22 protein-coding genes and 2 pseudogenes are annotated in these 24,212 nt (G+C 71.1%); 13 read left to right on the top strand and 11 right to left on the bottom strand.

The genetic code is table 11. From position 1 onward, the window contains the following. The first annotated feature begins 176 nt into the window (after positions 1-176). The 10 genes from D466_RS0109890 (at position 177) to D466_RS0109845 (ending at position 11,246) form a co-directional block, all read left to right on the top strand. A complete protein-coding gene (locus D466_RS0109890; protein WP_018913559.1) occupies positions 177-1,217 on the top strand; it encodes a sulfurtransferase in 1,041 nt (346 codons plus the stop codon). Further along, the gene (locus tag D466_RS0109885; protein WP_018913558.1) at positions 1,181-2,332 is read left to right on the top strand and encodes a YeeE/YedE family protein; all 1,152 of its coding nucleotides are present in this window, start codon (positions 1,181-1,183) and stop codon (positions 2,330-2,332) included. The genes D466_RS0109890 and D466_RS0109885 overlap by 37 nt, the downstream gene beginning before the upstream one ends. A gap of 5 nt (positions 2,333-2,337) precedes the next feature. After that, positions 2,338-2,556, top strand: coding sequence for a hypothetical protein (locus D466_RS21335; protein ID WP_018913557.1), 219 nt, complete (start codon positions 2,338-2,340; stop codon positions 2,554-2,556). 241 nt (positions 2,557-2,797) lie between these two features. Next, positions 2,798-3,676: a 23S rRNA (adenine(2030)-N(6))-methyltransferase RlmJ gene (locus D466_RS0109875; protein ID WP_018913556.1), complete on the top strand. Its 879-nt coding sequence runs from the start codon at positions 2,798-2,800 to the stop codon at positions 3,674-3,676. Positions 3,677-3,749: 73 nt separating this feature from the next. After that, complete coding sequence (locus D466_RS21330; RefSeq protein ID WP_018913555.1) at positions 3,750-5,252, top strand: HAMP domain-containing sensor histidine kinase; 1,503 nt, start codon at positions 3,750-3,752, stop codon at positions 5,250-5,252. A 2-nt stretch (positions 5,253-5,254) separates the two neighbouring features. Then, positions 5,255-5,986, top strand: a complete 732-nt coding sequence (locus D466_RS0109865; protein WP_038165921.1) for a hypothetical protein — start codon at positions 5,255-5,257, stop codon at positions 5,984-5,986. Further along, positions 5,983-7,332 (top strand): sigma-54 dependent transcriptional regulator, encoded by a 1,350-nt coding sequence (locus tag D466_RS0109860; RefSeq protein WP_018913554.1) that lies wholly within the window; start codon positions 5,983-5,985, stop codon positions 7,330-7,332. The genes D466_RS0109865 and D466_RS0109860 overlap by 4 nt, the downstream gene beginning before the upstream one ends. A 273-nt stretch (positions 7,333-7,605) precedes the next feature. Beyond that, entirely contained in the window at positions 7,606-7,851 is a 246-nt protein-coding gene (locus D466_RS23895; RefSeq protein ID WP_196803460.1) for a hypothetical protein, read from the top strand. Between the two features lie 164 nt (positions 7,852-8,015). Further along, positions 8,016-9,992 carry a DEAD/DEAH box helicase gene (locus D466_RS0109850; RefSeq protein WP_018913552.1) on the top strand — a complete coding sequence of 659 codons (1,977 nt, stop codon included), beginning with the start codon at positions 8,016-8,018 and terminating at the stop codon, positions 9,990-9,992. A gap of 18 nt (positions 9,993-10,010) precedes the next feature. After that, a complete protein-coding gene (locus D466_RS0109845; protein ID WP_018913551.1) occupies positions 10,011-11,246 on the top strand; it encodes a nucleoside recognition domain-containing protein in 1,236 nt (411 codons plus the stop codon). A gap of 13 nt (positions 11,247-11,259) precedes the next feature. Here D466_RS0109845 and D466_RS0109840 read toward each other — a convergent pair whose 3' ends face one another. From D466_RS0109840 to D466_RS0109830, 3 genes are all read right to left on the bottom strand, one after another. After that, positions 11,260-12,393 carry a PilT/PilU family type 4a pilus ATPase gene (locus tag D466_RS0109840; protein WP_018913550.1) on the bottom strand — a complete coding sequence of 378 codons (1,134 nt, stop codon included), beginning with the start codon at positions 12,391-12,393 and terminating at the stop codon, positions 11,260-11,262. A gap of 22 nt (positions 12,394-12,415) precedes the next feature. Continuing rightward, complete coding sequence (locus tag D466_RS0109835) at positions 12,416-13,060, bottom strand: cyclic nucleotide-binding domain-containing protein (protein WP_018913549.1); 645 nt, start codon at positions 13,058-13,060, stop codon at positions 12,416-12,418. Positions 13,061-13,130: 70 nt separating this feature from the next. Then, positions 13,131-14,177 carry a type IV pilus twitching motility protein PilT gene (locus tag D466_RS0109830; RefSeq protein ID WP_026285108.1) on the bottom strand — a complete coding sequence of 349 codons (1,047 nt, stop codon included), beginning with the start codon at positions 14,175-14,177 and terminating at the stop codon, positions 13,131-13,133. A 187-nt stretch (positions 14,178-14,364) separates the two neighbouring features. On the opposite strand from D466_RS0109830, the gene D466_RS0109825 reads away from it, so the two are divergent. Then, positions 14,365-15,090, top strand: a complete 726-nt coding sequence (locus tag D466_RS0109825) for a YggS family pyridoxal phosphate-dependent enzyme (protein WP_018913547.1) — start codon at positions 14,365-14,367, stop codon at positions 15,088-15,090. Between the two features lie 12 nt (positions 15,091-15,102). Here the strand turns inward: D466_RS0109825 and D466_RS0109820 are convergent, their stop codons facing one another. The 4 genes from D466_RS0109820 to D466_RS0109805 form a co-directional block, all read right to left on the bottom strand. Further along, entirely contained in the window at positions 15,103-15,519 is a 417-nt protein-coding gene (locus D466_RS0109820) for a thioredoxin (protein WP_231385689.1), read from the bottom strand. Between the two features lie 4 nt (positions 15,520-15,523). Further along, a complete protein-coding gene (gene ettA / locus D466_RS0109815) occupies positions 15,524-17,188 on the bottom strand; it encodes an energy-dependent translational throttle protein EttA (RefSeq protein WP_018913545.1) in 1,665 nt (554 codons plus the stop codon). A gap of 122 nt (positions 17,189-17,310) precedes the next feature. Continuing rightward, positions 17,311-17,889 (bottom strand): GNAT family N-acetyltransferase, encoded by a 579-nt coding sequence (locus D466_RS21325; RefSeq protein WP_196803459.1) that lies wholly within the window; start codon positions 17,887-17,889, stop codon positions 17,311-17,313. Positions 17,890-18,095: 206 nt separating this feature from the next. Then, positions 18,096-19,574, bottom strand: coding sequence for a Do family serine endopeptidase (locus D466_RS0109805; RefSeq protein WP_018913543.1), 1,479 nt, complete (start codon positions 19,572-19,574; stop codon positions 18,096-18,098). 221 nt (positions 19,575-19,795) lie between these two features. On the opposite strand from D466_RS0109805, the gene D466_RS21320 reads away from it, so the two are divergent. After that, positions 19,796-20,536, top strand: a complete 741-nt coding sequence (locus D466_RS21320) for an SIMPL domain-containing protein (RefSeq protein ID WP_018913542.1) — start codon at positions 19,796-19,798, stop codon at positions 20,534-20,536. A gap of 81 nt (positions 20,537-20,617) precedes the next feature. Here the strand turns inward: D466_RS21320 and D466_RS0109795 are convergent, their stop codons facing one another. From D466_RS0109795 to D466_RS23310, 4 genes and pseudogenes are all read right to left on the bottom strand, one after another. After that, positions 20,618-21,856 carry an MFS transporter gene (locus D466_RS0109795; RefSeq protein WP_018913541.1) on the bottom strand — a complete coding sequence of 413 codons (1,239 nt, stop codon included), beginning with the start codon at positions 21,854-21,856 and terminating at the stop codon, positions 20,618-20,620. Positions 21,857-21,968: 112 nt separating this feature from the next. Further along, positions 21,969-22,919, bottom strand: a complete 951-nt coding sequence (locus tag D466_RS0109790) for a carbohydrate kinase family protein (RefSeq protein ID WP_018913540.1) — start codon at positions 22,917-22,919, stop codon at positions 21,969-21,971. An 80-nt stretch (positions 22,920-22,999) separates the two neighbouring features. After that, positions 23,000-23,500 (bottom strand): thiol peroxidase, encoded by a 501-nt coding sequence (gene tpx, locus D466_RS0109785; protein WP_018913539.1) that lies wholly within the window; start codon positions 23,498-23,500, stop codon positions 23,000-23,002. 136 nt (positions 23,501-23,636) lie between these two features. After that, positions 23,637-23,936 (bottom strand): annotated as a pseudogene (locus D466_RS23310) (IS3 family transposase); the annotation flags it as partial. A 59-nt stretch (positions 23,937-23,995) separates the two neighbouring features. Here D466_RS23310 and D466_RS0109780 point away from each other — a divergent pair. Then, positions 23,996-24,212, top strand: a pseudogene (locus D466_RS0109780) (IS3 family transposase); the annotation flags it as partial.

The raw sequence follows: 24,212 nt of genomic DNA, 5'->3' as shown, positions 1-24,212 counted from the left end.
GGGGAGTTGCGCGTTTGCGGGAGGTTTTCAGGCGGGCTCGGTAGCGGGCCGCTGCCGCCGTTGGCGGCGCGGCGATAGCGCATGGCGTGCGGGGAGTGTTCGCTTATTTCCTTGGGTTCTAAGGGTATGCGAAAAGGGTATTTTTTCGGATGAGGGGCGGGGCGGAAAATGTCGGCATGAAAACTCATGCTGATGTTGCCGCGCCCAGGGGCGGTTTCTGGCGGCGTCTGCTGCGCGGGCTCGGGCTGGGGCTGACGCTGGCGGCCTGGGCCTTGAGCCAGCCCGCGGGGGCGACGCAGGCCGGCGCCGCGGCGGCCGGCTCCCTGGGGCCGCTGGTGCAGCCGGCGCAGCTGCAGGCGGCCTTGCAGGAGCGCCTGGCCGACCTGCGCATCGTCGACCTGCGCGACGCCGACGACTATGCGGCGGGGCACCTGCCCGGCGCGGTGAACGCGCCCTACGGGCGCTGGCGCGGCGGCGCCGACAACCCCGGCAAGCTGCTGCCGGTGGACAGCTTCGTGCATCTGGTGCGCAGCCTCGGGCTGCACGCCTCGGAGCAGGTCGTGCTGGTCTCGGCCGGCGGCGACCCCAGCGACTTCGGCGCGCCGGCGCGTGTGTACTGGACCCTGAAGTGGCTGGGCATGCGCCACCTGTCGATCCTCAACGGCGGCATGCAGGCCTGGAAGGACGCCGGGCTGGGCGGACTGCAGACGGCCGTCCCCAGCGTGACGCCTTCGGATTTCGTCGCGCGCCCCGACCCCGCGCTGCTGGCCACGCGCGCCGAGGTGCTGCAGGCCGTGCAGGCCCCGCAGGCCTCGCGCGTGCTGCTGGACGCGCGCCCGCCCGCCTTCTGGGAAGGCAAGGCCAAGGCCCCGGCCGCGGTGGCCCCCGGGACCATCGGCGGATCGGTGGACTTCAACAACCTGCGCTGGTTCCCGCAGGGCGGCGGGGCGCTGCCGGCCCCGGCGGTGCTGCGCACCCTCGCGGCCGGGCTGCCGGCGCAGGAAGCCCAGGCGCGCCAGACCATCTCCTTCTGCAACACCGGGCACTGGGCGGCGACCAACTGGTTCGTGCTGTCCGAACTGCTGCACCGCCCGGGGGTGCGCCTGTACCCCGGTTCCATGGTCGACTGGTCGCGTCACGACGAGCCGATGACCCACGTTCCTTCCCGCAGCGATCAACTATGGGCGCAACTCAAGCAGACCTGGCATTCACACTGAACCCGGCGCGCCCGCGGGGGGCGCGCTCCACCCAGGCCCTGCTGCTCGCGCTGGCATTCGCCGGCTTCGCCGCCACCACGTGGCTGGTGGGCTGGCGCCAGGGCTTGTTGTGGTGCATCGGCGTCGGGCTGGGCGTGGCGCTGGCGGCCGGCAGCTTCGGCTTCACCACCGGCTGGCGCGTGTGGATCACCCATCGCGACCCCACGGGGCTGCTGGCCCAGTTTTTCGCCATCGCCGTGTGCATGGTGCTGAGCGTGCCGCTGCTGGCCGCGCATCCCGAGCTGCAGGGGGCCGACGGGCCGCTGTCGTGGAGCCTGCTGATCGGCTCCTTCGTGTTCGGCGCCAGCATGCAGATCGCCGACGGCTGCGGCTCCGGCACGCTGTACAAGGCCGGGCTCGGCCACCCGGTGAGCCTGGCCGTGCTGCCGGCCTTCGTGTTCGGAAGCTTCGCCGGCTCGGCGCAACTTCCGGCCTGGTTGAGCCTGGGCGCGCTGCCGCCGGTGTCCCTGGTGCAGCGCCTGGGTGCCGCCGGCACGCTGGTGCTGCAACTGGGCGTGCTGGCGGTGCTGGCGGCGCTGGCGTGGCGCCTGCGCCGGCCCGAGGCCCCGCGGCGCTGGAAGGGCTCCGCGGTGTGGATCGCCGCGGCCGCGCTGGGCGTGCTGGGCGCGCTCAACCTGGTGGTGGGCGGCCAGCCCTGGGGCATCGTCTACGGGCTGGGCCTGTGGGGCGCCAAGATCGTGCAGGCCTTCGGCGTCGACCTTTCGCACAACGCCTTCTACGGTCTGCCGGTGCAGCAGGCCCAGCTGCACGCCAGCGTGCTGGCCGACAACACCAGCATCACCGACCTGGGCATGTTGTTCGGCGCCTTGCTGGCCGCGCAGCGCGGCGGCAAGCTGTGCCCGAAGCTGCGCCTGCCCGCGCGCGCCTGGGTGGCCTCGGTGGTGGCCGGGCTGCTGATGGGCTACAGCTCGCGCCTGGCCTTCGGCTGCAACGTGGGGGCCTACTTCTCCGGTATCGCCACCGGCTCCTTGCACGGGTGGATCTGGTTCGCCTGCGCTTTCGCGGGCAGTCTGCTCGGCGTGCGCCTGCGCAAGCGCCTGGGCGTGGGGGGCTGAACGTCATGAGGCACGATCCCCGATCCGCGGATTCCCGCGCCCCATGGCGCAGGCTGCTCGCCGCCTGGCGCGCCTGGCTGCTGTGGGCCGTGGTGCTGGTGCTGCTGGCGCTGGACTGGCACGCCAGCACGCCGCACCGCCGCTTCGCCGAGCCGATGCCGCTGGCGTTGGGCAACGGCCCCGCCGCCGACGCCGGCCACTGCTCCCTGGCCCCCGCCAAGTAGTGGACAGCCCCCACGCTCGCTGACGCTCGCTGCCCCCCGAGGGGGTCGCAGCCGCCTTGGGGCGGCCCGGCGCCGGCTGCGGGACGGCCCCCACGCTCGCTGACGCTCGCTGCCCCCCGAGGGGGTCGCAGCCGCCTTGGGGCGGCCCGGCGCCGGCTGCGGGCCCCGTGCACGGGTGCGTCCGTCGGGGGACAATCCCGGCGGCGCTACAGTTGCGCCTTGTCCGCCGAATCCCCATCCGATGCTCGCCTACCGCCACGCCTTCCATGCCGGCAATCCCGCCGACGTGCTCAAACACGTGGTGCTCCTGCGTGCGCTGCACCTGCTGGCGGCCAAGCCCAAGGCGCTGAGCTACGTGGACACCCACGCCGGCGCCGGCAGCTACCAGCTCGCCGAACGCATGAGCCAGCGCCTGGGCGAGTACATGGAGGGCGTGGGTAGCCTGTGGCAGCGCGAGGACGTGCAGCACGCCCTGGTGGACGGCTCGCCCGGGAAACTGCCCGAGGCGGTGCTGGACTACCTGCGCGCCGTGCTGGGCCTCAACCCGGACGGCGCCCTGCGCGTCGCGCCCGGCTCGCCGCTGCTGGCTGCCGGCGTGCTGCGCGCGGACGATCCGATGCGTCTGTTCGAGCTGCATCCCGCGGACTTCCGCGCGCTGCAGTCGACCTTCGCCCGGCGGCGCCAGACCACGGTGCGCCAGGCCGACGGCTTCGCCGAGCTCAAGTCCGTGCTGCCGCCGCCTTCGCGCCGCGGGCTGGTGCTGATCGACCCCTCCTACGAACTCGACGCCGACTACACGCGCCTGCTGGTCGCCTTGCGCGACGCGCTGGAGCGTTTCGCCACCGGCGTGTACCTGGTCTGGTATCCCTTGTTGCAGAGCCTGGAATCCCAGCGCATTTCCAAGCGCCTGCGGGCGCTGGCCCCGGGCGCCTGGATGGACGCGCAATTGTGGACCGCGCCGGCGCGCGCGGACGGCTACGGATTGATGGGCAGCGGCATGTTCGTCCTGAATCCGCCGTTCGGGCTGCCGCAGGCGCTGCGCGAGGCCGGCCCCTGGCTGGCCAAGGCCCTGGGTCGTGACGGGGCGGGGCGATTCGTGCAGGACGCGCATACGCCCTGAAGCCGGGGATAATGGGCCCGAGCGCCCCCGACAGCCCGCGAAGGGGCGCGCCGCGCCCGGTCCGCCGCCGCCCATGCCGCTGAAGTCCCCGACCCCACCGTATCCGCGCTCCTTCCATGCGCTGCTGCTGGCCGCCTTCGCGTTGGTCATGCTGCCGCTGGTCGTGGGCATGCTCTACACGGCCTATGCGCAGCAGCGCCTGGCGCTGCAGACCCGCCAGGCCATCCGCATCACCGTCGACGTCACCCGCACCACGCGCCAGATGTCCGAGGACCTGTCGGCGCTGCAGCGCTCGGCCGGGCAGTACTACGTGCTGCAGGACCCGCAGCTGCGCGTGGGCATGCGCGATGCGCACCGGGCGCTGCAGGCCGAGCTGCGCACCTTGCAGGCCATGCCTTTCGGCGCGCAGGAACAGGCCAGGCTGCAGCGCATCGCCACCCGCGAGGCCGCCTTGTACGAAGAACTCGGCGGCGCGGGGCCGGCCGACCTGCCGCGCTTCGACGCCTTCGCGCCGCGCTTCGCGGAACTGGCCTCGAGCATCGACCGCATCCTGAGCGCGGGAAACCTGCTGGTCGACCGCCAGGTCAGCGATCTGGGCCGGCAGTCGCGCACCCTGCGCGCAGCGCTGCTGCTGCAGGCCGGGGCGGCCTTGCTGCTGTCGGTGCTCATCGCGGCTTTGCTGTCGTGGGTGCTCACGCGCCCGCTGCGCCAGATCGACCAGTCGATCCGCAAGCTCGGCGCCGGCGACCTGCAGCCGCAGCCGCAGGTGCGCGGCCCGCGCGACCTGGTGCAACTGGGCCATCAGCTGGACTGGCTGCGCCGGCGCCTGCGCGAGACCGACGAGCAGAAGCAGCGCTTCCTGCGCCACGTGTCGCATGAACTCAAGACTCCGCTGGCCTCGCTGCGCGAGGGGGTGGAACTGCTGCTCGACGGCGTGGCGGGGCCGCTGAGCGCGCAGCAGCGCGAGATCGGCACCATCATGCGCGGCAACGCGCGCGACCTGCAGCAGCGCATCGAGAACCTGATCGACTACAGCCGCGCGCAGCGCCGGCTGGACCCGCTGGTGTCGGCCGGCGTGAACCTGAACGAACTGCTGGCCTCGCTGGTACGGCGCAACGAACTGGCGCTGCGGGCCAAGCACGTGGCCGTGCGCATCGACGGCGAGGCCGCGGCGCTGCAGGCCGACCAGGGCAAGCTCGACACCCTGTTCGAGAACCTGCTGATCAACGCCATGCGTTTCAGCCCCGCGGGGGGCGTGGTGCGCATCCAGATGCGCGACGACGAGGAGGCCGTCACGGTCAGCGTCTGCGACCAGGGGCCCGGGGTGGCCGAGCAGGACCGGGAACACCTGTTCGAGCCTTTTTTCCAGGGCATGCGCCAGCCGGCGGGCGCCGCCCCGGGCAACGGGCTGGGCCTGGCCATCGCGCAGGAATACGCCACGCTTCACGGCGGACGCATCCAGCTTGGTGAATCATCCGAGGGCGGCGGGGCCTGCTTTACCGTGCGCCTTCCGCACCTGCACGACCACGTCCCGCCCGCCTTCGCGGCGCCGGCCCGGAACCCCACGCCCACGTGACCATGACCCTCCCAGTGTTCGTTCCGCGCTCCCCGCGCCTGGTCCTGCGCGCGCTGCCCCTGGCGCTGGCCGCCGGGCTCGGCGCCTGCGCGGTGCCGCCGGCAACCCCCGGTGCGCCGGCCGCGCCCGGGGCCAGCGCGCCGCGCGCGGGCGTTTCGCGGCCCGGCGGCGCGCCCTTCGCGGCAGCGGCCGCATCCGGGGCCGCATCCGAGTCCGCATCCGAGACCGCATCCGAGACCGCATCCGAGGCGGCGGAGCTGTCGCCTGGAGGCGTCGAATCGGGCGCCGCGAGCGCTCCGCTGGGCATGCCGGCCATCGCGCAGCTGCTGCGCCAGATCTCCGCGATGAGCCAGGCTTCCGCCAACCAGCGCCAGCAGCAACTGCAGGCGCTGGGCGCGCGCCGCCGCCCGGAGCAGCGCCTGGAACTGGCCTACCTGCTGATCGCGCGGGCCGCGCCCACCATCGAAGAGGCCGCGCAGGCACACGAATTGCTTGGAGGTCTGGACTTCCTGACCGAGGATCGCGCCAGCCGCCAGTTCATCCGCGTTCTGCAGCGCCTGAGCCGTCAGACCGTGGAACTTTCCCAGGCTCGCGCCGACCTCGTGAAAGCCAATCGCAAGGCCGCCGATCTGGAGGACAAGATCGGCCAGATCAAGAACCTGGAGGTGCAATTGCAGAACCGTAGCCAGGAACACGCCCCGAAGCCGCCGCCGCCGAAGGGGCCGGCGCGATGAGCGAGGCCGCCTCCAGCGTGCTCGTGGTCGACGACGACGCCGACCTGCTGCGCCTGCTCGACATGCGTCTGCGCTCCGCCGGGTTCCGCCCGGTGCTGGCGGGCAGCGGCGAGCAGGCCCTGGCGCGCCTGGCCGTGGCGCGCCCGCGCGCGGTCATCACCGACCTGCGCATGCCCGGCATGGACGGCCAGGCCCTGTTCGAACGCATCCACGACTCCGATCCCTCGCTGCCGGTGATCATCCTGACCGCCCACGGCACGATCCCCGACGCCGTCGCCGCGGCACAGCGCGGCGTGTTCGGCTATCTCACCAAACCCTTCGAGGCCACCGAACTGCTGGACCTGCTGCGGCGCGCGGTGGGCGAGGGCGCGGCGGGCCAGCCGGCCGCCGGCAAGCCGCGCCTGGCGGGCATCGTCACCGCCAGCCCCTTGATGGCGGCGCTGCTCGACGAGGTGGCGCTGGTGGGGGCCAGCCAGGCCAACGTGCTGATCCAGGGCGAATCGGGCACCGGCAAGGAAATGCTGGCGCGCGCGGTGCACGAGGCCAGCCAGCGGCGCGCCGGCCCCTTCGTGGCCATCAATTGCGCCGCCATTCCCGAGGCGCTGCTGGAATCCGAGTTGTTCGGGCACGTCAAGGGCGCGTACACCGGCGCCGACGTGGCCCGCAAGGGCCTGTTCCAGAGTGCGCAGGGCGGCACGGTGTTCCTGGACGAGATCGGCGACATGCCGGTGGCCCTGCAGGCCAAGCTGCTGCGCGTGCTGCAGGAGCGCGAGGTGCGCCCCCTGGGCAGCCAGCACGCGGTGCCGGTGGACGTGCGCATCGTCTCCGCCACGCACCGTGACCTGGAAGCGCTGATCGCCGAGCAGGGCTTCCGCGAAGACCTGTACTACCGGCTCAACGTGGTCAACCTGCACATTCCGCCGCTGCGCGAACGCCGCGAGGACATCGCCGCGCTGGCGCAGCATTTCGTCAGCACCCTGGCGCCCAAGCACGGGCGCCACGTGCTGGGCTTCGCGCCCGAGGCGATGGAAGCGCTGATGCGCTTCGACTGGCCCGGCAACGTGCGCCAGCTGATGAATGTGGTCGAGCAGTGCTGCGCGCTGTGCACGACGGTACGCATCCCGGCGGCGCTGGTGGCTCGCGCGCTGCGCAACAAGCCGGTGGAAATCCTCAGTTATGCCGAGGCCAAGGACCGCTTCGAGCGCGATTACCTGATCCAGCTGATGAAAGTCACCGCCGGACAGGTGTCGGAGGCCGCACGCCTTGCGCAGCGTAACCGCACGGAGTTCTACCGGCTGCTGCAGAAGCACGAGCTCTCGCCCGCGCTGTTCAAGCAGGGCGACTGAGTCCCTGGGGCGCTGTCGTCCCACGGCGACAAAAAAGGCCTTTGGCGGCGCAGATTTGCCCCACGGGGCCCCAAAGCGTCGGCTCCCGGCGACAAAACGGGCCCGCCGGCCCCCCGAATTCCGCCCCGGATCCGGCCGCCTTGCGGCCGAAGTGTCCCAAGTTGCCGATATATCTGGGGAAAATCAGCCTGGCACGGCGGTTGCTTCATGGTGGGTGCAGACCCGCTCCGGCATGTGCCGCGGCAAGGTCCGCGACCGCAGGGAGTTCCGACCATGATTGCGTTTCGCTCCAGGACCTTGACCCTCGCACTGGCAGGCTGCTGTGCATGGGCGGGCGCGTGGGCGGCGGGCATGCCCCCGGAACAGGCGCCTGCGGCCGCTCAGGCCGAGTCGCAGTCGGCCGCCGCGCCGGCCCAGGCCGGCGCCGAGGCGCATGGCGTGTCCGCGCAGCAGGAGCGCGGTGCGGCCTCCGGTTCTCCGGCGCAGGGCGCGCCGGCCGCGGGCGAAGGCATGCACTGATCCCGCCCCCCCATTGCCCGACGGTGCCCGAAGGCATCGCGGGGCTTCCGATCCCCCCTTGGCCAAGCCGCGTGCTTGGCATTTTTTTGCCCGCCGCGCGCGTGCGCATCCCATGGCCGGTGCGCGTGGCGCACAATGTCGGGCCAAGCCCCAGCCTCGCACTCATGTCCGACGTCGAATCCCAGTCCCCCGTCTCCGACGGCCCGCCCTCCGAGCCCGTCATCGGCTTCGCCGATCTCGGCCTTCCCGAGGCCTTGCTGCGCGCGCTGCGCGACGTGGGCTACGAAAGCCCCTCGCCCATCCAGGCAGCAACCATCCCGCCCTTGCTGGAGGGGCGCGACGTGCTGGGCCAGGCGCAGACCGGAACCGGCAAGACCGCCGCCTTCGCGCTGCCCATCCTGGCGCGCGTGGACGCGGCGCGGCGCGAAACCCAGGCGCTGGTGCTGGCGCCCACGCGCGAACTGGCGATCCAGGTGGCCGAGGCCTTCTCGCGCTACGCCTCGCATCTGCCCGGCTTCCACGTGCTTCCGGTCTACGGCGGGCAGAGCTACACGCCGCAGCTGGCGGCGCTGCGCCGCGGCGCCCAGGTGGTCGTGGGCACGCCCGGGCGCATCATCGACCACCTCGATCGCGGCACCCTCAAGCTCGATTCGCTGCGCCATCTGGTGCTCGACGAGGCCGACGAGATGCTGCGCATGGGATTCATCGACGACGTCGAGCGCATCCTCGCCAGCACGCCGCCGCAGCGCCAGGTTGCGCTGTTCTCGGCCACCATGCCCAGCGCCATCCGCGCCATCGCGCAGCGCCACCTGCGCGAGCCGGCGCAGATCACCATCAAGGCGCGCACGCGTACCGCCTCGGGCGTGCAGCAGCGCTACTGGATGGTCAGCGGCATGCACAAGCTCGACGCGCTGACCCGCATCCTCGAGGTCGAGACCTTCGAGGCCATGATCGTGTTCGCGCGCACCAAGGTGGCCACCGAGGAACTGGCGGAAAAGCTGGCGGCCCGCGGCTTCGCCACCGCCGCGCTGAACGGCGACATCCAGCAGGCGCAGCGCGAGCGCACGGTGCAGCGGCTGAAGGACGGGCAGGTGGACATCCTGGTCGCCACCGACGTGGCCGCGCGGGGCCTGGACGTCGATCGCATCAGCCACGTGGTGAACTACGACATTCCCACCGACACCGAGTCCTACGTGCACCGCATCGGGCGCACCGGGCGTGCCGGGCGAAGCGGCCAGGCCATCCTGTTCGTCACGCCGCGCGAGCGCTACCTGCTGCAGTCCATCGAACGCGCCACGCGCCAGCGCATCGAGCCGATGCAACTGCCCAGCGTGGAGGCGGTGAACGACCGCCGCACCGCGCGCTTTTTCGAGCGCATCAGCGAGACGCGCGAGCAGGACGAGGCGCTGCGCCCCTACCTGGCCCTGGTGGAGCGCTACGAGCGCGAGCACAACGTGCCGGCGGTGGAGATCGCCGCCGCGCTGGCCAGCATGGTGCAGGGCGGCAAGCCGCTGCTGCTGGGGGCCGAGGAGGCCGCCGCGCGCCCTCGCGCGATGCGCGAGCCCTACGAAAGCCGCGCCGTGCGCGAGACCCGCGCTGCTGGCGAGGAGCCCGCGCCGCGCCCGGCCCGGCCCGCGCCGGCCGGCACGCCGCGCAGCCTGGAGCAACTGGCCGCGCAGGCGCTGGCGGACTTCGAGCATTCGCGCGCGGCGCAGGATGAGGGCGACGGCGAGGGGCCGCGGCGCCGGCGTGCGCCGGCGGGCGCGCTGCAGACCTACCGCGTGGAGATCGGGCGCGAACACGGCGTGGAAGTGCGCAACCTGGTGGGCGCCATCGCCAACGAGACGGGCATGGACAACAGCCGCATCGGCAACATCGCGATTCGCCGCGACTACAGCCTGGTGGAACTGCCGGCCGACATGCCGCGCGACGTGCTGCGCATGCTGCAACGCCTGCGCGTGCTGGGGCGGCCGCTGCAACTGGCGCCGGCCGAGGAGAGCGCCGCCGCGGAGCCGCGCCCGTCGCGCAAGGAATCCGCGTCGTACAAGGATTCGCCCCGCGCGGGAGCTTCCCGGCCGCCCGCGCGCAGCGCCGCGCCGCGCGCCAAGGCCGCCGCACCGCGGCGCAAGCACGAACGCTGAAGCGCCCGCGCCGGCAGCATGCTCAACCGCCTGTGGCTCGGCCTGTTCCTGGTCGCAGCGGCGGCGGCCGCGGGGCGCTGGCTGATCGGCGGGGACGTCGGGGTGTTCGCCGCCATCGTGGCCAGCCTGTTCGCGATGGCGCGGCTTTCGGTGGACGTGATGGTGCTGCTGTTCGGCACCCTCACGCTGTGGCTGGGCCTGCTGGCCATCGCCGAGCGCGCGCAGCTGGTGCAGGGCATGGCGCGGCTGCTCGCCCCGCTGTTCGCGCGCCTGATGCCCGAGGTGCCGCGCGGCCATCCTGCGCTGGGCCTGATCACCCTGAACATGGCCGCCAACATGCTCGGGCTGGACAATGCCGCCACGCCCATCGGCTTGAAGGCCATGCGCGAGCTGCAGAGCCTCAACCCCAGCGCCGATACCGCGAGCAACGCGCAGATTCTGTTCCTGGTGCTCAACGCCTCCTCGCTGACCCTGCTGCCGGTGAGTATCTTCATGTACCGCGCGCAGCAGGGCGCCAGCGACCCGACGCTGGTGTTCCTGCCCATCCTGCTGGCCACCAGCGCATCCACGCTGGTGGGCCTGCTGAGCGTGGCGCTGGTGCAGCGCCTGCCGCTGCGCGATGCGCGCGCGCTGGGCTGGATGGCCGCGGGATTGCTGCTGTACGCGGCGGCGCTGGCCGGCCTGGCCTCGCTGTCGGCGGCGGCGCTGGCGCGCGTGTCCGACCTGGCCGGCAACCTCATGCTCTTCGGAGTGATCGTGGCCTTCCTGCTGGCGGGCGCCTGGCGCCGCGTGCCCGTGTACGAAGCCTTCATCGACGGCGCGCGCCAGGGCTTCGAGGTGGCGCGCGATCTGCTGCCCTACCTGGTGGCCATGCTGTGCGCGGTGGGCGTGCTGCGCGCGTCCGGCGCGCTGGACATGGCGCTGCAGGCCGTGCGCTGGGCGGTGCAGCACGCGGGGCTGGACACGCGCTTCGTCGACGCGCTGCCGACCGCGCTGGTCAAGCCCTTCTCCGGCAGCGCGGCGCGCGCCATGCTGATCGAGACCATGCGCCACGACGGGGTCGACAGCTTCCCGGCGCTGACCGCCGCCACCATGCAGGGCAGCACCGAGACCACCTTCTACGTGCTGGCGGTGTATTTCGGGGCGGTGGGCATACGGCGCGTGCGCCACGCGGTGGGCTGCGCGCTGCTGGCCGACCTGGCCGGGGTGCTGGCTTCGATCGCCGTGTGCTACTGGTTCTTCGGCGCGCGCTGAGCCGCCGGCTGGTTCAGACGATGGCCAGGTACTCGGTCCCGCTGGCGGGGTCGGCCTGCTCGCGCTGGCTGTCGAGCTTGATGCGCAGGCGCAGGTCGTTGACCGAATCGGCGTTGCGCAGGGCATCCTCGTAGCTGATGGTGCCCTGTTCGTGCAGGTCGAACAGCGCCTGGTCGAAGGTCTGCATGCCCAGCTCGCGCGAGCGCCGCATGACCTCCTTGATCTCGCCGACCTCGCCCTTGAAGATGTGATCGGCGATCAGCGGGGAGTTGATCATCACTTCCACCGCCGCCACGCGCCCGCGCCCGTCCTGGCGCGGCACCAGGCGCTGCGAGACCATCGCGCGCAGGTTCAGCGACAGGTCCATCAGCAGCTGCGCGCGGCGCTCCTCGGGGAAGAAGTTGATCATGCGGTCCAGCGCCTGGTTGGCGCTGTTCGCATGCAGCGTGGCCAGCACCAGGTGCCCGGTCTCGGCGAAGGCCACCGCGTGGTCCATGCTCTCGCGGTCGCGGATCTCGCCCATCAGGATCACGTCGGGCGCCTGGCGCATGCTGTTCTTCAGCGCCGCTTCCCAGCTCTCGGTGTCCAGTCCGACCTCGCGCTGGGTGACGATGCAGTTCTTGTGCGCGTGCACGAACTCGATCGGGTCCTCGATGGTCACGATGTGCCCGCGGCTGTGCTCGTTGCGCCAGTCCAGCAGCGCCGCCATGGAAGTGCTCTTGCCGCTGCCCGTGGCCCCCACCAGCACCATCAGGCCGCGCTTGCTCATGGCCAGATCCTGCAGCACGCGCGGCAGGCCCAGCGCCTCGATGCTCGGAAGCTCCTGCGGAATCACCCGCAGCACCAGGCCGATGCGCCCCTGCTGCACGAAGGCGTTGACCCGGAAGCGCCCGAGGCCCGGAGGGGCGATGGCGAAATTGCATTCCTTGCTGCGCTCGAACTCGGCCGCCTGGCGTTCACTCATCAGCGCACGCGCCAGCGCCTGCGTGTGCTGCGCGCTCAGCGACTGCGCCGACACGCGGTGCACCTCGCCGTCGATTTTCATCGCCGGCGGGAAGTCGGCGGTCAGGAAAAGGTCCGAGCCGCCGCGCTGCACCAGGCTGCGCAGCAGGTCCTGGACGAATCGGGAGGCCTGGTCGCGTTCCATGGACGAATTCCCCGGTTGCGGTTCACGCGGAAGTGCCCACCGTGGGGGCACCGAGCTTGCGCAGGCGCAGCGACAGGCGCCGCGCCAGCGAGCCGACGATACGCACCGCGGAGGCCGGATCGCGCTCGATGAGCTCGTCGAGCATGCGCGCCTCCAGCACCGCGATCTCCGAGGGGCGCAGCGTGGTGCAGTAGGAAGCGCGCGGGCCGGCGTCGAGCAGCGACATCTCGCCCAGCACGCTGCCGGCGCGCGACTCGGTCAGGCGTACGCGCTCGCCCCAGGGCTGCTGGCGGTCCACGGCGATCACGCCGTGCAGCACGATGAGCATGAAGCTTCCGTGTTCGTTCTGCTCGATGATGTCGCGGTCCGCGTCCACTGCCCAGAACTGGAAGTGCCGGGCGCACTTTTCCAGCTCGGCACCCGACAGCCCGGCCATGAAGCGGTCCTGGGTCCACAGTTCGCGCAGGCGCCGCGCGCCCGGCTCGTGTGGAAGGCGCCGCGCGCCCAGCGCACGCGCGCGCTCACCCCATTCGAGCAGGCCGCCCGGGCTGGCTGAGGCGTCGTGGAAGCCGGTGGAGAAGAACTGGGATTCGGGAAAGCCCTCGCGCTCGGCCTCGGCATCGTTTCCGGGGCGTCCGTTGCGCAGGAAATCCAGGACTCTTTTCATGGCATCCGATGGTGTCGATGGAAGCATCGGTGGCGGGAAGGCCGCGGCGCGGCCCGGCGGGGCGCGGGGGTCAGCCGCCGGGGAAATTCTCCGGTTGCTTGGCCTTGCTGCGCGCCTCGGCCGGGGAGATCAGGCTGCGGCGCACCAGATCGGACAGGTTCTGGTCCAGGGTCTGCATGCCGTGGGCCTGGCTCGTCTGGATCATCGAGTACATCTGCGCGACCTTGTTCTCGCGGATCAGGTTGCGGATCGCCGGGGTGCCGATCATGATCTCGTGCGCCGCCACGCGCCCGCTGCCGTCCTTGAGCTTGCACAGGGTCTGCGAGACCACGGCGATCAGGGCCTCCGACAGCATGGCCCGCACCATGTCCTTCTCCGCGGCGGGGAACACGTCGATGATGCGGTCGATGGTCTTGGGCGCCGACGAGGTGTGCAGCGTGGCGAACACCAGGTGGCCGGTCTCGGAGGCCGTCAGCGCCAGGCGGATGGTCTCTAGGTCGCGCATCTCGCCCACCAGGATGGAATCCGGGTCCTCGCGCAGCGCCGAACGCAGGGCATTGGAGAAACTCAGGGTATGCGGCCCGACCTCCCGCTGGTTGATCAGGCACTTCTTGGATTCGTGCACGAATTCGATCGGATCCTCGATGGTGAGGATGTGGCCGTATTCGTTTTCGTTCAGGTGGTTGACCATCGCCGCCAGGGTGGTCGACTTGCCCGAGCCGGTGGGGCCGGTCACGAGTACCAGGCCGCGCGGCTTGAGCGCGAGCTCCCCGAAGATCTTCGGGGCGTTGAGGTCGTCGAGCGAGAGAATCTTGCTCGGGATGGTGCGGAATACCGCGCTGGCGCCGCGCTGCTGGTTGAAGGCGTTGACCCGGAAGCGCGCCAGGCCGTTGATCTCGAAGGAGAAGTCGACTTCGAAATATTCCTCGTAGTGCTTGCGCTGGACATCGCTCATGATGTCGTAGACCATCGCATGCACCATCTTGTGGTCCAGCGGCTCGACGTTGATCCGGCGCACATCTCCGTGCACCCGGATCATCGGCGGAAGTCCGGCCGACAGGTGAAGATCCGAAGCGTTGTTCTTCACGCTGAACGCCAACAATTGCGTGATATCCACTGCAATCCCCCTGATATTCTGGCGAGCCGAAACACACTCTATAGTACGGGCAGGGCGTCGGGCCGCCGCTTTTTGGGACAAGCATGCCTGAGCCTTGTTGTTTCGTCCATACGTCTCGGCCGGCGTCGCCCTCGGCGGCCCGACCGGGTTTTCGCAGATTCTGTCCGTGATTCCAGATCCCGACGACATGGCCGGCGGCCCCGCCGAGCGGCTGCGGCAGGTGCGCCTGCGCATCGAGCGAGCCGCGCAAGCGGCCGGGCGCGACGCCGCCGAGGTGCGACTGCTGGCGGTGTCCAAGACCTTCGGCGCCGAGGCGGTGGCCGCGATGGCGCGCTGCGGCCAGGCCGAATTCGGCGAGAACTACGTGCAGGAAGGGGTGGCGAAAATCGCCGCGCTGCGCCAGCAGTGGCCCGCGCTGTGCTGGCATTTCATCGGCCCCCTGCAGAGCAACAAGACCCGCGAGGTCGCTGCCGGCTTCGACTGGGTGCACAGCGTCGACCGGCTGTCGGTGGCGCAGCGCCTGTCGGCGCAGCGCCCGCCGCCCGGCGAGGGTGGCCTGCCGGGGCCGCTGCAGTTGTGCCTGCAGGTCAACGTGAGCGGCGAGGCGAGCAAGAGCGGCGTGCACCCGGAGCAACTGCCGGAACTGGCCCGCGAGGTCGCGCGCCTGCCCGGCTTGCGCCTGCGCGGGCTCATGGGCATCCCGGCGCCCGAGACCGACCCGGCGGCGCAGCGCGCGCCCTTCGCACGCCTGCGCGAGCTGCGCGACCAACTGGTCGCGCGGCAGGGGCTGGCGCTGGACACGCTGTCCATGGGCATGAGCGCCGACCTCGAAGCCGCGGTGCTCGAGGGCGCCACCATCGTGCGCGTGGGCAGCGCGCTGTTCGGCGAGCGAGCCAGGCGCGCGCCGCCTTAGTTGCGAAGCGCCTCAGGCCTGCTGCGCCTCGTCGCGCAGGCGGCGCAGGTCCAGGCCCAGGTCCCGCAATGGCTCCGCCCAGCGCCGGGCCTGCGGCTCGTCGAGCGCGCCCAGGGACTGCACCATGCGGCGCCAGTTGCCGGCCTGCTGAGGCAGCGCGGCGCAGTACAGCAGGCGCGCGCCCTGTTGCACCGCCAGCACGGGAAAGTTCTCCGGCTCGAAGTCGCCCAGCGCGTCGGCCTGGGATTCCACATCCACCCACAGCCAGCGCGCGCCCGGCAGCAGCGCGGCCGATTCGCGCGCCAGCTCGCGGAAAGCCTCGTGCCAGCCGCGGCAGATGCCGCACCACTGCGCGCACAGGCAGGCGACGATCCAGTCGCCCTGCGGCGCCTCGGGGGTGGCCGCCGGGTGCATGGCCGATGCGCTCACGCCTTCAGCGCAAGGGCTTGAAGCGCAGGCGCTTCGGGCGCGCGCCCTCGTCGCCCAGGCGGCGCTTCTTGTCGGCCTCGTATTCCTGGTAGTTGCCGGAGAAGAAGGTCCATTGCGAATCGCCCTCGGCCGCCAGGATGTGCGTGGCGATGCGGTCGAGGAACCAGCGGTCGTGGCTGCTCACCAGCACGCTGCCGGCGAACTCCAGCAGCGCATCCTCGAGCGCGCGCAGGGTTTCCACGTCCAGGTCGTTGGACGGTTCGTCCAGCATCAGCACGTTGCCCCCCGACACCAGGGTCTTGGCCAGGTGCAGGCGCCCGCGCTCGCCGCCCGAGAGCTGGCCGACGATCTTCTGCTGGTCCGAGCCCTTGAAGTTGAAGCGCCCGCAATAGGCGCGCGAGGCCACCTGGAACTTGCCCACGGTGAGAATGTCCTGCCCGTCGGACAGGGCCTCCCACACCGTCTTGTCATCGGGCAGCGAGCCGCGGCTCTGGTCCTCGTAGACCATGCGCACGGTGGGGCCGACGACGATCTCCCCCGAGTCCGGCTGGTCCTGGCCCGCGATCATGCGGAACAGCGTGGACTTGCCGGCCCCGTTGGGGCCGATCACGCCGACGATCGCGCCCGCCGGGATCTGCAGGCTCAGGTTGTCGATCAGCAGGCGCTCGCCGTGGGCCTTGCTCACCGAGCGCAGCTCGATGACCTCGTTGCCCAGGCGTTCGGCCACCGGGATGAAGATCTCGTTGGTCTCGTTGCGCTTCTGGTATTCGACCGCGGCCAGTTCCTCGAAGCGCGCCATGCGTGCCTTGCTCTTGGCCTGGCGCCCCTTGGGGTTCTGGCGCACCCATTCGAGCTCCTGCTTCATGGTCTTCAGGTGCGCGGCCTCGGCGCGCGCCTCGTGCTCCAGGCGCTGTTCCTTCTGCTCCAGCCAGGAGCTGTAGTTGCCCTTGAAGGGCAGGCCGTGCCCGCGGTCGAGTTCGAGGATCCACTGCGCGGCGTTGTCCAGGAAGTAGCGGTCGTGGGTGACCGCCACCACGGTGCCGGGAAAGCGCTGCAGGAACTGCTCCAGCCATTCGACGCTCTCCGCGTCGAGGTGGTTGGTGGGCTCGTCGAGCAAGAGCATGTCGGGCTTGGACAGCAGCAGCCGGCACAGCGCCACGCGGCGCTTCTCGCCGCCCGACAGCGGGCCGATGCGCGCATCCCAAGGCGGCAGGCGCAAGGCGTCGGCGGCGATCTCCAGCTGCAGGTCGGTGTTCGCGCCTTCGCCGGTGGCGATCACCGCCTCCAGGTGTGCCTGCTCCTCGGCCAGCTTGTCGAAATCGGCGTCCGGCTCGGCGTAGGCGGCGTACACCTCCTCCAGGCGTTTCTTGGCCGCCAGCACGCCGCCCAGGCCCTGCTCGACGGCCTCGCGCACCGTCAGCTCCGGGTCGATCTGGGGTTCCTGCGCCAGGTAGCCGATGCGCGTGCCGGCCAGCGGCACCGCCTCGCCCTCGAAGTCCAGGTCCACGCCGGCCATGATCTTGAGCAGCGTGGACTTGCCCGAGCCGTTCAGGCCCAGCACGCCGATCTTGGCTCCGGGGAAGAAGGACAGGGAAATGTCCTTCAGGATGTGACGCTTCGGCGGGACGACCTTGCCGACGCGGTTCATCGTGAAAACGTATTGCGCCATGGATTTCGTTGGGGAAAAGCGGGGATGGAAAAAGGGGGGGCGTGCCGGGCCGGCCGCCATGCGGCCACTGTAGCGCAAGCAGCGCGGGGGGCGGGCCTGGCAGGGCTGCGCCCCGAGGGGATTCAGAACGCAGCCATCGCCTGCGCGATCGGGCCTTCGCCGAGCTGCTCGCGCAGCAGCGCGAACATGCGCATGTCGTGGTAGGCGCCTTTCCAGTAGGCGAACTGGCGCAGCACCGCCTCCTGCTCGAAGCCCAGCGCTTCGAGTACCTTGATCGAGGCCCGGTTGTCCAGCGCGGTGAGCGCGTTCACCCGGTTCAGCCCCATGGTGGCGAAACCGTAGGCCAGCACCGCGCCGGCGGCCTCGCGCATCAGGCCGCGGCCCCAGAACTGGCTGGCCATGTCATAGCCGAAGGAGGCCATGTTGGTGGTCTTGTCCCAGAAGAACAGCCCGCAGGTGCCGAACATGCGCAGGCTGCCCGGCTCGAGCATGGCGAAGCGGTCGTGGTGCTTGAGGAAAAAGTCCAGCACGCGCTGCGCCTGCAGCAGGTCGCTCAGCGTGTCCAGCTCGTAGTAGCGCGTCACCTCGGGCTGGCTGTAGATGCCCAGCAGCCCCGCCGCGTCGGTGGCTTCCAGCGGACGCAGCAGCATGCGCTGGGTGCGCATGCGGCGCGTGGCGGGGTCGAATTCGAGCAGGGGCACGCGAGGCATCCGGGAGGCGGTGGCAGGCCTCCATGGTAGTGCGCGGCCGCCCCGAAAAAAGGCGGCGGGGACTCGCCCCGCCGCAATCGCTTGCCGCTCGCTTGAGGCCTGGCCGGTGCCACCCGGTCAGGAGGTCCCGGCCGGCGCCTGCGGCGCCGGCCGGAATTCGGATCCCGCCGAGGCGGGGATGCGCCGCGGGGCCTGGATCAACCCAGGTCCACCGGCACGAAGATGCGGGCGTGGCCGCGCTGGATCAGCAGCGCCACGGTGTTGCCGGCGCCCTTGAGGATCGAGCGCACCTGCGCCACGTCGCTCACCGGCTTGCCGTCGATGGCCAGCAGGATGTCGCCGGGCTGCACTCCGGCCTGCTCGGCGGGGCCGGAGACGCCCTGCACCAGCAGTCCGTTGTGCACCTGCGCCTGCGCCTGTTCCGCGGTGTTCAGCGGGCGCACCTGCAGGCCCAGGCCGTGGCCGCTGGCGGTGCTGCCGGCGTCGGCCACCAGGGTGCCGTCGCTGAAGCTGCCCAGCGTGGCTTCCAGCGTGGACTGGCGGTGGTTGCTCCATACGCCCAGCTTGACCTTCTGCCCGGGCTGCATCATCCCGATCATCATCGGCAGGTCGGTGGAATCGTTCACCGGCTGCCCGTCGACGCTGAGGATGATGTCGCCCGCCTTCAGCCCGGCCTTGGCCGCCGGGCTTCCGTCGGTGACCTGCGCCACCAGCGCGCCGCGCGGATTCTGCAGTCCGAAGGAGTTGGCCAGCTGCTGCGTGACCGTCTGCACCGCGATGCCCAGCTTGCCGTGCTGCACCTGGCCGTGCTCGATGATCTGGCGCGCCACGGCCTCGGCCACGTTGATGGGAATGGCGAAGGACAGGCCCTCGAAGGCGCCGGTCTGGGTGAAGATCTGCGAATTGATGCCCACCACGTCGCCCTGGGTGTTGAACAGCGGGCCGCCGGAGTTGCCGGGGTTCACCGCGACGTCGGTCTGGATGAAGGGCACCATGCTGTCATCCGGCAGCGCGCGGCTCTTGGCGCTGACGATGCCGGCAGTGACGGTGTTGTAGAAGCCGTAGGGGGAGCCGATGGCCAGCACCCAGTCGCCCGGCTCCAGCTTGGACGGATCGCCGATGCGCACCGTGGGCAGTCCGGTCGCGGCGATCTTCAGCACCGCGATGTCGGTCTTGGCGTCGGTGCCCAGCACCTTGGCCTTGTAGCTGCGCTGGTCGGTCAGCGTGACGGTGACCGACTTGGCGCCCTTGACCACGTGGGCGTTGGTCAGCACCAGGCCATCGGAGCTGATGATGAAGCCCGAGCCCAGCCCTTCGGTCGGCACTTCATGCGGGCTCTGGTTCTGGAACTGCTGGAAGAACTGGAAGAAGGGCGAGTTGCGCAGCTGCGGCGGCACCTGCGACATGTCCGCGCCGCCGGTGGTGGTCGTTTCGCCGCGCACGTTGATGTGCACCACCGTGGGGCCGAAGCGCTTGACGATGGAGGAGAAGTTGGGGCCGCCCACCGGTGCCGCCTGCGGCGAGGCCGCCGGCGGATTGTTGAACAGCGGCAGGCTCTGGTGATTGAGCTTCACCGGCGGCGGGTTGCCGGCGTAGCTGGTCTGCCAGACGGCGAGGCCGCCGAGAGCGACGGCGGCGGAAGCCGCGATCGCGGCGAGGAGTTTGGTGTTTTTCATGGGGGCGTGGCTCCTGATGTGCAATCCAGGTGAATTCGATCCGACACGATGCCATGGTGCTCCCCGGGGCTTAGGGGGGGCTTAAGCTGTGCCGGGCCCGAGCCGACGACCCCACGGAGTCTGGGTGAAGGCTTGAAGCCCGGCCGCGCCAAGGCGTAGGGTTGTGCGCGATGCTTGGTGCCCCGCTGTTCCAGCCCCTTCCCGATCCGAGGAGTCTCACGATGCCCCTGCGCCCGCCCGCCGTTCCCTCCGTCCTGCGCCGAGGCGCCGCCTGCTGCGCGATGGCGCTCGGCGCCCTGGCCGGCCCGGCCTGGGCCGACCAGCCCCAGCCTTCGGGCGTGTTGCAGTTGCAGGCGCAGGCCAGCGCCGAGGTGGTGCCCGACCGCAGCGTGGCCAGCCTGGCCGCGGTGGCGCAGGGCGACGATCTGGCCGCGCTGAACGCCGAGGTGGCGCAGGCTCTGGACGCCGCGCTACGCAGCGCGCAGGCGGTGCGGGGCGTGCAGGCCAGCACCGGCGAGGTTTCCACCCAGCCCCGGTATCGCGAAACCGGCGGCGCCACGCGCCAGGACGGCTGGACCGTCAGTGCGGTGCTGACCCTGCGCGCGGCCGATCCGAAGCAGCTCGGCGCGCTGCTGGGCGAGCTGGGCAAGACCCTGCAACTGCGCTCGGTGCGCGGCGAGATGTCCGCCGCGCAGCGCCAGCGCGAACTCGACGGCCTGGGCGCGCGTGCCATCGCCGCGTTTCGCGCGCGCGCTCAGGCCGCCGCGCGCGACTTCGGCTATGCCGGCTACACGCTGCGCGAAGTGCAGCTCGGCGACCTGCAGGGGGCCGAGCCGCAGCCGCGCCCGATGATGCTGCAGCAGGGGCTGGCGGCGCGCGCCGCGCAGCCGGGCCTGGCGGTGGAGCCGGGCCGGCGCGAGCTCAGTGTCAGTGTCAGCGGCAGCGTGCAGTTGCTGCACTGAGCTGCCGCACTGGGCCGCTGCACGGAGCTGCCGCGGCCGCGCTGCCGCGCAAAGGGCGCAGCGGCTCGGTGCGGGTCGGTCTCAGGCCGCTCCAGCCCCCGCCGCCGCGGCGCCGCGCGGGCTCGCCTTGGCCTGGTGCAGGTCCGGCAGCAGCGCGGCCAGCAGGCCGATCAGGGGCAGGAAGGAGCAGACCTTGTAGACGCCGACGATGCCGATCAGGTCGGCCAGCTGGCCCAGCGCCGCGGCGCCGATGCCGCCGAGCCCGAAGGCCAGGCCGAAGAACAGCCCCGAGACCGCGCCCACGCGCCCGGGCATCAGCTCCTGCGCGTAGACCACCATGGCGGGGAAGGCCGAGGCCAGCACGAAGCCGATGATCGCGGTCAGCACCGCCGAGGTGCCCAGGCCCACGTAGGGCAGCGCCAGGGTGAAGGGCGCCACGCCGAGGATGGACACCCAGATCACCCGCTTGCGACCGATGCGGTCGCCGATGGGCCCGCCCAGCAGCGTGCCCGCGGCCACCGCGGCCAGGAACACGAACAGGTGCAGCTGCGCGTCGCGCACGCTGACGTCGAAGCGCTTTTGCAGGAAAAAGATCAGGTAGGTGTTGATCGAGGCGAGGTAGAAGAACTTCGAGAACACCAGGGCCAGCAGGACCGCCATGGTCCGCCGCACCACGGCCGGCTCGGGCGCCTGCACCGGTTTCGCCGCGGCGCGCTTGCGCACCAGGCTCAGGTGATGCCGCGCCCAGCGGCCCACCAGCGCCAGAACCACCATGCCCAGCAGCGCGGCGGCCGAGAACCAGGCGATGGAACGCTGACCGTGGCTGACGATGATCGCCGCGGCCAGCAGCGGCCCCAGCGCGCTGCCGGCGTTGCCGCCGACCTGGAAGATCGACTGCGCCAGGCCGTGCTGTCCGCCCGAGGCCATGCGCGCCACGCGCGAGGATTCGGGGTGGAAGATCGACGAGCCCATGCCCACGCAGGCCGCGGCCATGAGCACGTGCGGGAAACTGTCGGCGCGCGACAGCAGCAGCAGCCCTACGAAGGTAAAGCCCATTCCTACTGAAAGGGAATACGGGCGCGGCTTGCGGTCGGCGAACAGGCCCACCAGCGGCTGCAGGATCGAGGCCGTGATCTGGTAGGTCAGGGTGATCAGGCCGATCTGGGCGAAGCTCAGGTGCAGGTTGCCCTTGAGCAGCGGGTAGATGGCCAGCATCAACGACTGCATCATGTCGTTGAGCAGGTGGGACAGGCTGATGGCGCCGAGCACGGGGAAATGCGTGCGTTGCGAGGCGCCGGCGGCGGCGTCGGACGAGGACATGCTGGGGACGGGCGGAAGGGAGATTCGGGAAGCTTTGCGCCGCGGGCGGCGCAAAGTAACCACTTTACGCCGATCAGGGTTTTCCTGCCCGGCGAGCCCGTCCCGCGGGGGCTCAGGCGGCCAGGCGCGCCGCCGGCGGCTCGCCGTAGGCCGCGCGGAAATCCCGCAGGGCCTGTTCCAGATCGGTGCGATGGTTCTGCGGGCCGCTGCAAGCCACCTTGCAGGCGCCCAGCACGTTGCCCAGGCGGCAGGCGTCGGCCAGCGCCCAGCCGGCCTCCAGGGCCCACAGAAGCGCGCCGCGGAAGGCGTCGCCGCAGCCGGTGGGGTCGACCACGCGCTGCGCGGCCAGGCCCGGCACGCGGGTGCAGGCCCCCGCCTCGAACACGTCGCAGCCCTGGGCGCCGCGCGTGACCACCAGGCCGCGCAGCTGCGCGGCGATCTGCTCCAGGCTCCAGCCGGTGCGCTCGGCCAGCATCGCCGCCTCGTAGTCGTTGACCACCGCCCAGGCGGCCTGGCCGAGGAATTCGCGCAGCGCGGCGCCGTCGAACATCGGCAGGCCCTGGCCCGGGTCGAACACGAAGGGCAGGCCGGCCGCGGCCATCTGCGCGGCGTGCTCGACCATGGCCTGGCGCCCGTCGGGAGCCACGATGCCCAGGCGCAGGCCGGGCAGCGCGGGCACCGGCTGGCCGTGCGCGAACTGCATCGCCCCCGGGTGGAAGGAGGTGATCTGGTTGTCGTCGCGGTCGGTGACGATGTGCGCCTGCGCGGTGTGGGTGTTGGGCACCACGCGCACGTGGCCGCGGCCGATGCCCAGGCTTTCCAGACGCTGCTCGTAGGTGCCGCCGTCCTCGCCCAGCGTGGCCAGCACCACCGGCTCCCCGCCCAGCAGGCGCAGGGTGTAGGCGATGTTGCCGGCACAGCCGCCGAAGTCGCGCCGCAGTTCGGGCACCAGGAAGGCCACGTTGAGCACGTGCACCTTGTCGGGCAGGATGTGCTCGGCGAAGCGACCCTCGAACAGGGCGATGGTGTCGAAGGCGAGCGAACCGCAGATCAGGCTGGACATGGACGCGTGAAGGCTGATGAAGGCTGGAATCAGCCGTCACTGTAGCGTGAGCGCGCCTGCGCGCGCGCTCACGCCCCGGTTCAGCGCAATGCGGCCAGCGCGGCGGCGTAGTCGGGTTCCTGCGCGATCTCCGGCACCAGTTCGCTGTGCAGCACCTGGTCCTTCTCGTCCAGCACCACCACGGCGCGCGCCGTCAGGCCGCGCAGCGGGCCGCTGACCATGTTCACGCCCCAGGCGTCGAGGAACTCCGGGTTGCGGAAGGTCGACAGGGTCAGCACGTTGCCCAGGCCCTCGACGGTGCAGAAACGGCTGGCGCCGAAGGGCAGGTCCGCGGAGACCACCAGCACCACGGTGTTGTCCAGCGCCGAGGCGTCCTGGTTGAAATGCCGGGTGGACTGCGCGCAGGTCGGCGTGTCCAGCGAGGGCACGATGTTGAGCACCTTGCGCTTGCCGGCCCAGGCGTCCAGCCCCACCTCGGCCAGGCTCTTGTCGGTCAGGCGCATCGCCGGCGCCTTGTCGCCGCGCTTGGGCAGCGAGCCGCGCACTTCGACGGGGTTGCCGCGCAGGGTGATCTGGGCCATGGTTCGAGTCTCCGGGGTCGTGGGGAAGTGAAGCCGTGAATGCTAGTGATTCGCATGCGCCGCGATTACTTCGCCGCCATTTCCCTGCGTTTTGTGTGGGATATCGGCCCTTGGCGGCCGCCTGACGGGCCGGCTTTCCTTCGGCACGCATCAGGCGTGCAACCCGGCTATGGCCGCAGCGCTCGCCGAGCTCGCGCATGTCGTCGTGGACCTTGCGATACCCGTACACGCCGCCGCTCTCCAGCCAGGACTGCTTGATGCGCCCCAGCAGACGCCGATCCTCGACGGCACGGGCGCTGCGACGCTCGCTGCGCCATGCGTAGTAGCCGCTGGGGTGCACCAGCATCATCCTGCACAGCGTCCGAACCGAATGCGCCTGCTCCTGCGCCTTGATGAACGCATACCTCACCCGGACTGCTTGGCAAAGTACCCCCCTGCGTCAGAATAGATGTCGCCTTCATAGATCAACCCTGGGGGCGGAGATGAAGGACGAACGTGGCTCGATACGGACAAGCATTCAAGGACAGAGCGGTGGCGCGGTTGCTGCCGCCGGAGAGCGCGGAGCTGGACGTGGTGGCGCGGGAAGTGGGCATTGGAGCGGGGACGCTGGAGCGGTGGCGCGAGGATGCGCAGTCCAGGCCCGCCCGAGGGCGGGCCTGGACTGCGGGCGCCCGGCTTGAGGCCGTGATCACGACGGCGGCGATGAGCGAGG

Origin of the sequence: Thiomonas sp. FB-6, assembly GCF_000377645.1 — a bacterium.
In the GTDB taxonomy this organism is placed as follows: Bacteria; Pseudomonadota; Gammaproteobacteria; order Burkholderiales; family Burkholderiaceae_C; genus Thiomonas_A.
The sequence above is the reverse complement of the archived record's forward strand: the minus strand, read 5'-3'. Positions and strand labels throughout refer to the sequence as shown.

Bases quoted from the DNA above. Each gene is read 5' to 3' on its own strand.
- D466_RS0109890 (WP_018913559.1), top strand. From the start codon at position 177: ATGAAAACTCATGCTGATGTTGCCGCGCCCAGGGGCGGTTTCTGGCGG.
- D466_RS0109865 (WP_038165921.1), top strand. From the start codon at position 5,255: ATGACCCTCCCAGTGTTCGTTCCGCGCTCCCCGCGCCTGGTCCTGCGC.
- D466_RS0109875 (WP_018913556.1), top strand. From the start codon at position 2,798: ATGCTCGCCTACCGCCACGCCTTCCATGCCGGCAATCCCGCCGACGTG.
- D466_RS0109825 (WP_018913547.1), top strand. From the start codon at position 14,365: ATGGCCGGCGGCCCCGCCGAGCGGCTGCGGCAGGTGCGCCTGCGCATC.
- D466_RS23895 (WP_196803460.1), top strand. From the start codon at position 7,606: ATGATTGCGTTTCGCTCCAGGACCTTGACCCTCGCACTGGCAGGCTGC.
- ettA (WP_018913545.1), bottom strand. From the start codon at position 17,188: ATGGCGCAATACGTTTTCACGATGAACCGCGTCGGCAAGGTCGTCCCG.
- D466_RS0109805 (WP_018913543.1), bottom strand. From the start codon at position 19,574: ATGAAAAACACCAAACTCCTCGCCGCGATCGCGGCTTCCGCCGCCGTC.
- D466_RS21320 (WP_018913542.1), top strand. From the start codon at position 19,796: ATGCCCCTGCGCCCGCCCGCCGTTCCCTCCGTCCTGCGCCGAGGCGCC.
- D466_RS21330 (WP_018913555.1), top strand. From the start codon at position 3,750: ATGCCGCTGAAGTCCCCGACCCCACCGTATCCGCGCTCCTTCCATGCG.
- D466_RS0109790 (WP_018913540.1), bottom strand. From the start codon at position 22,919: ATGTCCAGCCTGATCTGCGGTTCGCTCGCCTTCGACACCATCGCCCTG.
- D466_RS0109860 (WP_018913554.1), top strand. From the start codon at position 5,983: ATGAGCGAGGCCGCCTCCAGCGTGCTCGTGGTCGACGACGACGCCGAC.
- D466_RS0109845 (WP_018913551.1), top strand. From the start codon at position 10,011: ATGCTCAACCGCCTGTGGCTCGGCCTGTTCCTGGTCGCAGCGGCGGCG.
- tpx (WP_018913539.1), bottom strand. From the start codon at position 23,500: ATGGCCCAGATCACCCTGCGCGGCAACCCCGTCGAAGTGCGCGGCTCG.
- D466_RS0109795 (WP_018913541.1), bottom strand. From the start codon at position 21,856: ATGTCCTCGTCCGACGCCGCCGCCGGCGCCTCGCAACGCACGCATTTC.
- D466_RS0109850 (WP_018913552.1), top strand. From the start codon at position 8,016: ATGTCCGACGTCGAATCCCAGTCCCCCGTCTCCGACGGCCCGCCCTCC.
- D466_RS0109835 (WP_018913549.1), bottom strand. From the start codon at position 13,060: ATGAAAAGAGTCCTGGATTTCCTGCGCAACGGACGCCCCGGAAACGAT.
- D466_RS0109885 (WP_018913558.1), top strand. From the start codon at position 1,181: ATGGGCGCAACTCAAGCAGACCTGGCATTCACACTGAACCCGGCGCGC.
- D466_RS0109840 (WP_018913550.1), bottom strand. From the start codon at position 12,393: ATGGAACGCGACCAGGCCTCCCGATTCGTCCAGGACCTGCTGCGCAGC.
- D466_RS21335 (WP_018913557.1), top strand. From the start codon at position 2,338: ATGAGGCACGATCCCCGATCCGCGGATTCCCGCGCCCCATGGCGCAGG.